Here is a 10,670-nt window from a genome sequence, read left to right on the forward strand (position 1 = left end):
GGGGGGATGCGCCCCTTGATTTTTAAAATCTTGTTCTGCGAGAAGTGAGTGTTTTATATGATTCTTATTTTGATTGTGGGGATGCTTGCGTTTAGTTCTGGTTATTTAGTTTCCCTTGAGGATAGGTTGCAGCGAGATAAGCGGTTTTATCCTTTTGATGTGTTTAATAATTTTAAAGCATCACCAAAGGCCCGTAAGAAATGGGCTTATGTAGGTATGTTTATTTTTGTTTTGGCAGGTGTTTCTTATCTGCTGGAGCCAGAGGTGGTTTACTCTTCTGGAGATCAGGTCAAGGGGTGGGGGGCTCTCATGCTTCTCTGGTCATTCATGTTTTATGGCTATTGTCGCGAGCTTGAATTTAAAAAGCGGGGGGCGTCTCCCCCCACACTTCAGTGTCTGGACTGTGTTGAAGGGGGAGAGTGGTACTCTCTGGCGTTTAAAGGGGGTCTGGCGACGTGCAAGATTTTGGCTGTTTTTGCTTTTATGTATCTAATTAAGCGAATCTAATAGGGAGATTTCTATGGCTGCGGTAAACCCGATGGTGGAAAAATTAGCTTCAGGTGTCATGGACTCTTACACGATTGCAGATAACGCAGTAAAGCTAGATAAGTCGACTACGACGTTTGACCGAATAGTCAATACGAACGGTTTGTTGGCTGCACTTCTTGCAAAGTCTCCTGGCATGCAGTTGCAGAACCTGACATGGCAAGGCGCAGCGGCAATCAAGTCTGGGAGTGAGGGGAAGCTTTCCGCCAACGAGATTCTTGGGGTGACAGGTGCGTTGATAGGAACAATCGCAGCCGTAGCACTTGTAGCAGGGGCCTCTCCTGCGGCGGCGCTGGTTGCGGGTGCTATTGGCATAGGGTTGGGGTTGGAACAGACGGCAGAGTATGCGACATCTTTGGGTAAGTGGCTGGCTGATCCCGAAACGTATAGAGAGCTTGAAGAGTCATGGGATGGGATAAAGGAGGATTTCAAAAAACTTGCGGATAGTTTTATTGAGTTCGCTGATAAGACCTCCGACATGATTGAAACTGCGCTGTCTGATGTTTATAAGTGGGCCTCTGATGCTGGGACGTCACTGTTTGATACTATGATGGAAGGTTTGGGTGACATCGCATTCGACGTTTACTCCTATTTCAATTCTGCACTGCAATTCGTTGACCCTCTGGTGCTGGATCTGGACGGTGATGGTATTGAAACCGTCTCCAGTAATGTCGGGATTGTATTCGATCACGATGGCGACAAGAATAAAACAGGCACCGGCTGGGTGAGTGGTGATGATGGCCTGCTCGTCATGGACTTAAATGGCGACAATATCATCAACAGTGGCGCAGAGCTTTTTGGTGTCGACCGTGTCATGTCTAATGGCACAAAAGCCAGTAATGGTTTTGAGGCCTTGGCCGATCTGGACAGTAATGAAGATGGTTTTTTTGATGCGGGTGATGAAAGCTTCAATGCTGTAAAAGTCTGGCAGGACTTCAATCAGGATGGTGTTTCCCAGTCGTCGGAGTTGAAAACATTAGAACAGCTTGGGATTGTCAGTATTGGCGTTAAAAGTGTTGATGCAGGGCATAACAATAACGGTAATATTATTACAGCTACCAGTACGTATACACATATTGATCCCGCGACGGGTGAAGAGTCGACAAGCTCCGTTGGTAGTATAAATTTTGTCAAGAATACATTTTATCGTGACTATGCAGATACAATAGTAATTAGTCCACAAGTGAACGCACTGCCTGATATGAAAGGGGCGGGAGCTGTTCGTGATCTGCGACAGGCCGCCATGCTCAGTAGCGATTTGCAAGACGCAGTTTCTCGTTACAGTTCGGCGACTACCCGCCAAGAGCAATTGGCGTTAGCCGGAGGCTTACTAACGGCTTGGGCGGGGACGAGTAGTCTCAAAAGCTTTGATGACAGGGTAGAGGATCTCTCCACTGGCTTTTATAAAGTTCAATTCATCTATTCGTGGGAAAAACCGGACACATCTTTTATTGCCAGTGATAATGGTGGCGCTTCTGCTCCCACCAAGCCTCCGTCACGAGAGCCAACAGCCAGTCAACTTGAAATAAAAAATCTGCTTGAGAAGATCAGTGTACTTGAGGCTTTTACCGGTGTTGAGTATTTTCAGTTCGAGAAAACAGAGACGGGGCAGGAAGAGAAAAAAGAAGTCTCCATTTCTGCCAAGACAGGCACTCGTACTACCTCTACGGTTCGATCTGTATCTTATCCAATCGGCACCCTTTATATCACGGAAGAAAGCTTTTCGTTTCAGGCGCAGCAGATTAGTCAGATTAACAAGGCATACGATGCTTTGATGTCTTCTGTCTATTCCGGTCTTCTATTGCAGACTCGGTTGAGTGACTACGTCTCTGCATTGAAACTGACCATTAGCGGTGACGAAGTTCTGCTTGATACATCGTTCATCACTCAAAAACTGTCGGATGTCCACAGCGTCAACCCCGTTGATGCGATTGTTGATGCCTCTGAGCTGTCCTCGGCTCTCGGACGTGCCGATTGGAGTGGTCAGATTTCTGTCTGGCTCGCAGAGCTGACAGGTAGCCAGGCTGTGCAGCTTGCTGAAGTTTATGGTGGCAAAAACAAAGTCATTTTGGGACTTGCCTCCGATGAATATCTGGCGGGATCTGCCATTGAAGACTATCTCTATGGCGGCGCTGGAAATGATCAACTGAGTGGTGCTGAAGGCAATGATGTTCTCGTCGGAGGTGAGGGGGGTGACTATCTCATTGGGGGCGGTGGGATCGACATCCTTGAAGGTGGCGCGGGGGCCGATACGCTTTATGGCGAGGAAGGTAACGATCTGCTCATCGGCGGCTCAGGCAATGACTCTCTGAGTGGCGGTGCAGGTTCCGATAGTTATTTCTTCAGTCGTGGCTGGGGGCAGGACTCTATCTACAACTACGATACCAGTACTGGCAAGACGGATTTTATTGAGTTTGCAGCGGGTATTCAACCCGAAGAGATACTGGTTACTCGGTCGGGCAATGACTTGATTCTGTCGCTGAAAAATACGGCTGATAGAATTATAGTTTCCAGTTATTTCTATCAGGATGGGCTCAGTAGTTATCAGCTCGAAGCCATTAATTTCGCTGATGGCACTGTGTGGCGTCTTGAGCAAATTAAAGTCATGGCTGTTGTTACCACGGACGGTAATGACAATGTCTGGGGCTACGCGACCGATGACATCTTGAATGGCGGTCTGGGTGACGACAACATTTATGGTCAGGCAGGCAACGACACTCTTCAAGGTGGTGCCGGTGCGGATAGCCTCTCGGGAGAAGCCGGTGACGACATCTTGCTCGGCGGCACCGGAAATGACTACCTTTACGGTGGCGCTGGTGCCGACCAATTATCCGGCGGCGAAGGGGCTGACTATCTGACCGCAGGTGAGGGAAATGACAGCCTGTCGGGCGATGCAGGCAATGACACCCTATATGGCGATTCAGGCAACGACCAATTGGATGGCGGCACTGGCAACGACTACCTCACGGGTGGCGATGGCTCTGATGTCTATCGTTTCAATCGTGGCTGGGGCCAGGACTCGATCAATAACTACGATTCGAGTGCTGGAAAGACAGATGCTATCGAGTTCGCAGCGGATATTCTCCCGGCCGATATCATTGTCACCCGGTCAGGCTCTGACCTGGTCCTGTCGCTTAAAAACGCTGCTGACAGAATCACGATTTCTGGCTATTTTCAGAATGATGGTGTTACCCCTTATGCGTTGGAGCAGATCCGTTTTGCTGACGGTACCACCTGGACTCTCGATCAGATCAAAACCGCGGCCGTCATCACTACAGATGGCAATGATAATGTGTGGGGCTACGCGACTGATGACACACTGAGCGGTGGCCAAGGCGATGACAGTCTTTACGGCCAGGCTGGCAATGACATCCTTCAGGGCGGAGCCGGTGGCGACAGCCTCTCGGGTGAGAGCGGCGACGACACGCTGCTCGGTGAAGCTGGAAATGACTACCTATACGGCGGCTCCGGCATCGATCAGTTGTCTGGCGGCGACGGCTCAGACTACCTGACCGGCGGCGAGGGCAATGACACCCTGACCGGCGATGTAGGCAACGATACGCTGTACGGCGATTCAGGCAACGACCAACTGGATGGCGGTACTGGCAACGACTACCTCACGGGTGGCGATGGCTCCGACGTCTATCGTTTCAGCCGTGGCTGGGGTCAGGACTCGATCAATAACTACGATTCGAGCGCAGGGAAGACGGATTCTATCGAGTTCGCGGCGGATATTCTCCCGGCCGATATCATTGTCACCCGGTCAGGCTCTGACTTGGTCCTTTCGCTTAAAAACACTGCTGACAGAATCACGATTTCTGGCTATTTCCAGAATGATGGTGTTACCCCTTATGCGCTGGAACAGATCCGCTTTGCTGACGGTACCACTTGGACTCTCGATCAGATCAAAACCGCGGCCGTCATCACTACAGATGGCAATGATAATGTGTGGGGCTACGCGACTGATGACACGCTGAGCGGTGGCCAGGGCGATGACAGTCTTTACGGCCAGGCTGGCAATGACATCCTTCAGGGCGGAGCCGGTGGCGACAGCCTCTCGGGTGAGAGCGGCGACGATACGCTGCTCGGTGATGCTGGAAATGACTACCTATATGGAGGCTCCGGCATCGACCAGTTGTCTGGCGGTGAGGGCGCGGACTACCTGACTGGCGGCGAGGGCAATGACGCCCTTGCCGGCGATGCAGGCAACGATACGCTGTACGGCGATTCAGGCAACGACCAACTGGATGGCGGTACTGGCAACGACTACCTCACGGGTGGCGATGGCTCCGACGTCTATCGTTTCAGCCGTGGCTGGGGTCAGGACTCGATCAATAACTACGATTCGAGCGCAGGGAAGACGGATGCTATTGAGTTCGCGGCAGACATCCTTCCGGCCGATATCATTGTCACGCGTTCAGGCTCTGACCTGGTCCTGTCGCTTGAAAACGCTACTGACAGAATCACGATTTCTGGCTATTTCCAGAATGATGGTGTTACTCCCTATGCGTTGGAGAAGATTCGCTTTGCCGATGGCACTGAATGGAATCTCGATCAGATCAAAGCCCTGTCCACTGTCACCACCGACGGTAATGACAACCTCTGGGGTTACGCCACCGATGACTCCCTGAACGGCGGTTTAGGCGATGACAGTCTTTATGGTCAGGCGGGTAATGACACCCTTCAAGGCGGAGCGGGTGCTGACAGTCTTTCGGGCGAAGCCGGAAATGATGCGCTGTTCGGTGAGGAGGGGAACGACTACCTGTACGGCGGCGCTGGCATTGACCAGTTATCCGGCGGCGATGGCTCGGACTACCTGACCGGTGGCGAGGGCAATGACACGCTGACCGGCGACTCAGGCAACGACACACTATATGGCGATTCAGGCAACGACCAACTGGATGGCGGTAATGGCAACGATTCTCTCTCGGGTGGCGAGGGCTCCGACGTCTATCGTTTCAACCGTGGCTGGGGTCAGGACTCGATCAATAACTACGATTCGAGTGCAGGAAAGACAGATGTTATCGAGTTCGCGACGAACATTCTTCCGACCGATATCATTGTTACCCGTTCATATAATGATCTGGTCTTGTCCCTTAAAAATTCCACGGACAAGGTAACGATTTCCGGCTACTTCCAGAATGACGGCGACACGCCCTATACCGTAGAGCAGATTCGATTTGCTGACGGCACTCAGTGGAACGTTGAACAAATCAAGACCATGGCGGCCTTTACCTTCACTGATGGTAATGATGCCCTTACCGGCTATGCATCCGACGACCGTATTGCTGGTGGTAAGGGGGATGATGTCCTCAACGGTCTTGCCGGCAACGATGTTGTCAGTGGTGACGAAGGCAACGACAACTTGTACGGTGGCACTGGCCAAGACACTTTGAGTGGCGGTTCCGGTTCAGACTACCTGTATGGCGAGGACGGGGATGATTTGCTGTCGGGCAACGCCGGTAGCGATATTCTTTATGGCGCTGATGGCAACGACATCCTTGATGGTGGCACTGGCAACGATACGCTTGATGGCGGTCGCGGCTCTGACACTTACCGGTTTGCAAAAGGGTACGGTCAGGACAGCATCAACAATAGCTCTTACGGCGAAACAGCTGCCGATAAGGTTGATCTCATTCAGCTGGATGGCTTGAATCCGGCCGACCTGCGCTTTTCTCGGTCGGGTGACGATCTTGTCATTCAGATCAAGGCAACAGGTGACACCCTGACGGTGCGTTCGCATTTTAGTCAGGATGGCGTCACCGCCTACGCGATTGATCAACTGAAGTTCGCCGATGGCTCCGTATGGGATGGCGCACAGATCAAAGCTGCCGTTGTTCTGCCATCGGAAGAGGCCGACACTCTCACAGGTTATGCCACAGCAGATAGCCTCTTTGGTCAGGATGGAAACGATTCGCTAAGCGGTCGTGCGGGCGATGATGTGCTCGACGGGGGCAATGGCTCGGACACTTTATACGGTGAGGATGGCAACGACATATTGCTGGGGCGCGCAGGCAATGACTCGCTCAGTGGCGGCTATGGCGATGACGTGCTGGATGGTGGTTCGGGCAACGACAGCCTTGACGGTGGTTATGGTTCTGACACCTACGTTTTCCGTAAAGGCTCTGGACAGGACACCATCAGCAACGGTGTGTACAACGAGGGCACTGTTGGCAAACAGGACGTCATTCGTCTTGAAGGGCTTAACCTGAGCGATATCAGCCTGCGTCGGGAATACAGTGATCTGATTATCCAGATCAAGGAAACCGGCGATACCCTGCGTGTTTCCTCGCATTTCTCTCCTTCCAGCAGTTACTACAACTACGCCATCGATCAACTGCAGTTTGCTGACGGTACCGTCTGGGGTGTAGATCAGATCAAGGCTTCAATGCTGACGGGGGGCGAGTTCAATGACACGCTCACCGGTTACGACACTGACGATACCCTTCAAGGCGTGGCAGGCAATGACACGCTGTATGGGGGGCTTGGCAATGACACCCTTCTGGGAGGAGCAGGACGCGATACGTTATATGGTGAAGACGGTGACGACACATTGCTCGGCGGTACCGACAACGACAGCCTGACTGGCGGCAACGGTAACGATGTTCTGGATGGCGGTGCTGGTAATGACACGCTGGAAGGCGGCAAGGGATCGGACACCTATATCTTCGCTAAAGGGTCTGGCTCCGATTCAATCGATAATTTGACTTACAACGATACGACCCTGAACAAGCTCGATGTCGTTCGTCTGGATGGTTTGAACAGCGGAGACGTCAGTCTGCGCCGCGAATCCGATGACCTTATTGTGCAGATTCTTCAGACTGGCGAAGCCCTGCGCATTCGTTCGCATTTCAGCGCCGAATCCAGCAACTGGAGTTATGCCATCGATCAACTGCAGTTTGCCGACGGCAGCGTTTGGGATCGAGCACAGATCACCTCGGCCCTCCTTGATGGTACTGGAGGCAATGACACCATTACGGGTTACGACACTGCCGACACACTATCCGGGCTGGCGGGAAATGACACTCTCAATGGCCGAAATGGCAACGATCTGCTCGATGGTGGAGATGGCAGGGATAGCCTTAACGGTGAGGCCGGCGATGACACCCTTCTGGGTGGTGCGGGCAATGACACCCTTTCGGGTGGCGAAGGTAACGATATCCTTGATGGCGGTACGGGCAACGATTCGCTTGAGGGCGGCAAGGGCTCGGATACCTATGTCTTCCGCAAAGGCTCCGGGCAGGACACCATCAGCAACTATGCCTACAACGACAGCACACCGAACAAGCTGGATGTGGTGCGGCTGGAAGGGCTGAATACGAGTGATGTCAGTATCCGTCGCGAGTCCGATGATCTTGTGATTCAGATTCGTCAGACGGGCGAAACCTTACGTGTCAGCTCACATTTCACCACCGATCAAACCTACGGTTACGCGATTGATCAGTTGCAGTTCGCTGACGGTACGATCTGGGACCAGGCCCAAATCACTTCGGCGCTGTTGATCGGCACTGAAGGCAACGACAGTATCATCGGATATGCCACGGCCGATGAGCTGGTGGGGCTTGAGGGAGACGATGTTCTCAGTGGCCGTACTGGCGATGACCTGCTCAACGGTGGTGAAGGCCGGGACACTCTCTACGGCGAAGACGGTAATGACACGCTTCTCGGGGGGCTCGGCAACGATACCCTGTCGGGTGGCGCTGGCAACGATACGCTTGATGGCGGTGCCGGTAATGATTCCCTGGAAGGTGGCAAGGGCTCGGACACCTATGTCTTCCGCAAAGGCTCCGGGCAGGACACCATCAACAACTATGCCTATAACGACAGCACGCCTGACAAGCTGGATGTGGTTCATCTTGAGGGCTTGAATACCCGTGATGTCAGTATTCGTCGCGAGTCCGACGACCTGCTGATCCAGATTCGCCAGACCGGCGAAACCTTACGCGTCAGCTCGCACTTCTATAGCGATCAAAGCTATGGCTATGCGATCAACCAGTTGCAGTTTGCCGATGGCACTCTCTGGGACGAGGCGCAGATAACCGCGGCCTTGCTGATCGGCACTGAAGGCGATGACAGCGTTACTGGCTATGCCAGCGACGATAACCTCACAGGCCTGGCGGGCAATGACTCCCTGAGTGGACGTGCAGGCGATGATGTGCTCGATGGGGGGGATGGCAAGGACACGCTCTACGGTGAAGACGGTAACGACGCGCTCTTGGGCGGGGCTGGAAACGATTCGCTTAGCGGCGGTGCAGGCAACGATCTGCTTGACGGTGGTGCCGGTAACGACTCGCTTGATGGCGGAAAAGGCTCTGATACTTATGTTTTCGGCAAGGGTTATGGCCGGGACACCATCAACAACTACTCCTACAACGACACCACGCTCGATAAGCTTGACATCGTTCGTCTAGAGGGGCTGACCAAGGATGATGTGAGCATTCGTCGTGAGTCCGATGATCTGGTGATTCAGATTCGTCAGACGGGCGAAACCCTGCGGGTCAGCTCTCATTTCTACAGCGATCCAAGCTACGGCTATGCGATCAACCAGTTGCAGTTTGCCGACGGGGTTGTCTGGGATCAGGCACAGATCACCGCGGCCTTGCTGATGGGCGCTGAGATAGACGACAACATCACCGGTTACGTCAGCGATGATCGTTTGTCTGGCGCACAGGGCAACGACACCCTGAATGGCCGTGCCGGTGATGACATCCTCGACGGCGGCGATGGCCGTGACACCCTCAACGGTGAAGATGGCAACGACACACTGCTGGGCGGCGCAGGCAATGACACGCTGACAGGGGGCTACGGCAACGACACTCTGGACGGCGGCAGCGGCAATGACTCGCTGGACGGTGGCTACGGCTCTGACACCTATGTGTTCCGCAAGGGCTCGGGTCAGGACACTATCAGCAACTATGCCTATAACGACACCACGGCCAACAAACTGGACGTGATTCGTCTGGAAGGTCTGAACGCTGCCGATGTGGTGCTGCGTCGTGAGTATGATGACCTGATTATCCAGATCAAGGACAGCGGCGAAACCCTGAGGGTCAGCTCGCATTTCAACACCAGCGTTCTCTACGGCTATAACATTGATCAGATACAGTTTGCCGATGGTACGGCTCTGACCAATGAGCAGATCCGTACGGCTCTGCTGACCGGTACCGAAGTCGATGAGACCGTTACCGGTTATGAGTCGGCGGACAGCCTGTTCGGCCTGTCGGGCAACGACACCCTGAATGGCCGTGCCGGTGATGACATCCTCGACGGCGGCGATGGCCGTGACACCCTCAACGGTGAAGATGGCAACGACACATTGCTGGGTGGCGCAGGCAATGACTCGCTGACCGGTGGCTACGGTAACGACACTCTGGATGGCGGCAGCGGCAACGACTCGCTGGACGGTGGCTACGGTTCCGACACCTACGTGTTCCGCAAGGGCTCGGGTCAAGACACTATCAGCAACTATTCTTACAACGACACCACGGCCAACAAACTGGACGTGATTCGTCTGGAAGGGCTGAACGCTGCCGATGTGGTGCTGCGCCGGGAATCCGATGACCTGATTATCCAGATCAAGGACAGCGGTGAAACCCTACGGGTCAGTTCGCACTTCTACAGCAGTGCCATCTACGGCTATGGTATCGATCAGGTGCAGTTTGCCGATGGTACGGCACTGACCAATGAGCAGATCCGTACGGCTCTGCTCACCGGTACCGAAGTCGACGAGACCGTCACTGGTTATGAGTCGGCGGACAGCCTGTTCGGCCTGTCGGGCAACGACACCCTGAATGGCCGTGCCGGTGATGACATCCTCGACGGCGGCGATGGCCGTGACACCCTCAACGGTGAAGATGGCAACGACACACTGCTGGGCGGCGCAGGTAATGACACGCTTACCGGCGGCTACGGCAACGACACTCTGGACGGCGGCAGCGGCAACGACTCGCTGGACGGTGGCTACGGTTCCGACACCTACGTGTTCCGCAAGGGCTCGGGTCAGGACACTATCAGCAACTATGCCTATAACGACACCACGGCCAACAAACTGGATGTGATTCGTCTGGAAGGGCTGAACGCTGCCGATGTGGTGCTGCGCCGCGAATCCGATGACCTGATTATCC

The 10,670-nt window shown here is 53.8% G+C and carries 2 protein-coding genes; both read left to right on the plus strand.

From position 1 onward, the window contains the following. Positions 1–57 precede the first annotated feature (57 nt). Positions 58–507, plus strand: a complete 450-nt coding sequence (locus tag GE543_RS21815) for a hypothetical protein (RefSeq protein WP_103689987.1) — start codon at positions 58–60, stop codon at positions 505–507. 13 nt (positions 508–520) lie between these two features. Further along, the coding region (locus tag GE543_RS21820) for a calcium-binding protein (RefSeq protein WP_306092882.1) at positions 521–10,670 on the plus strand (10,150 nt) is incomplete at its 3' end.

Source organism: Pseudomonas sp. SZ57, from assembly GCF_009495975.1.
Taxonomy (GTDB): Bacteria; Pseudomonadota; Gammaproteobacteria; order Pseudomonadales; family Pseudomonadaceae; genus Aquipseudomonas; species Aquipseudomonas syringae.

What these genes read in the sequence shown, in the direction of transcription:
- GE543_RS21815 (WP_103689987.1), top strand. Translation starts at nt 58, where the DNA reads ATGATTCTTATTTTGATTGTGGGGATGCTTGCGTTTAGTTCTGGTTAT.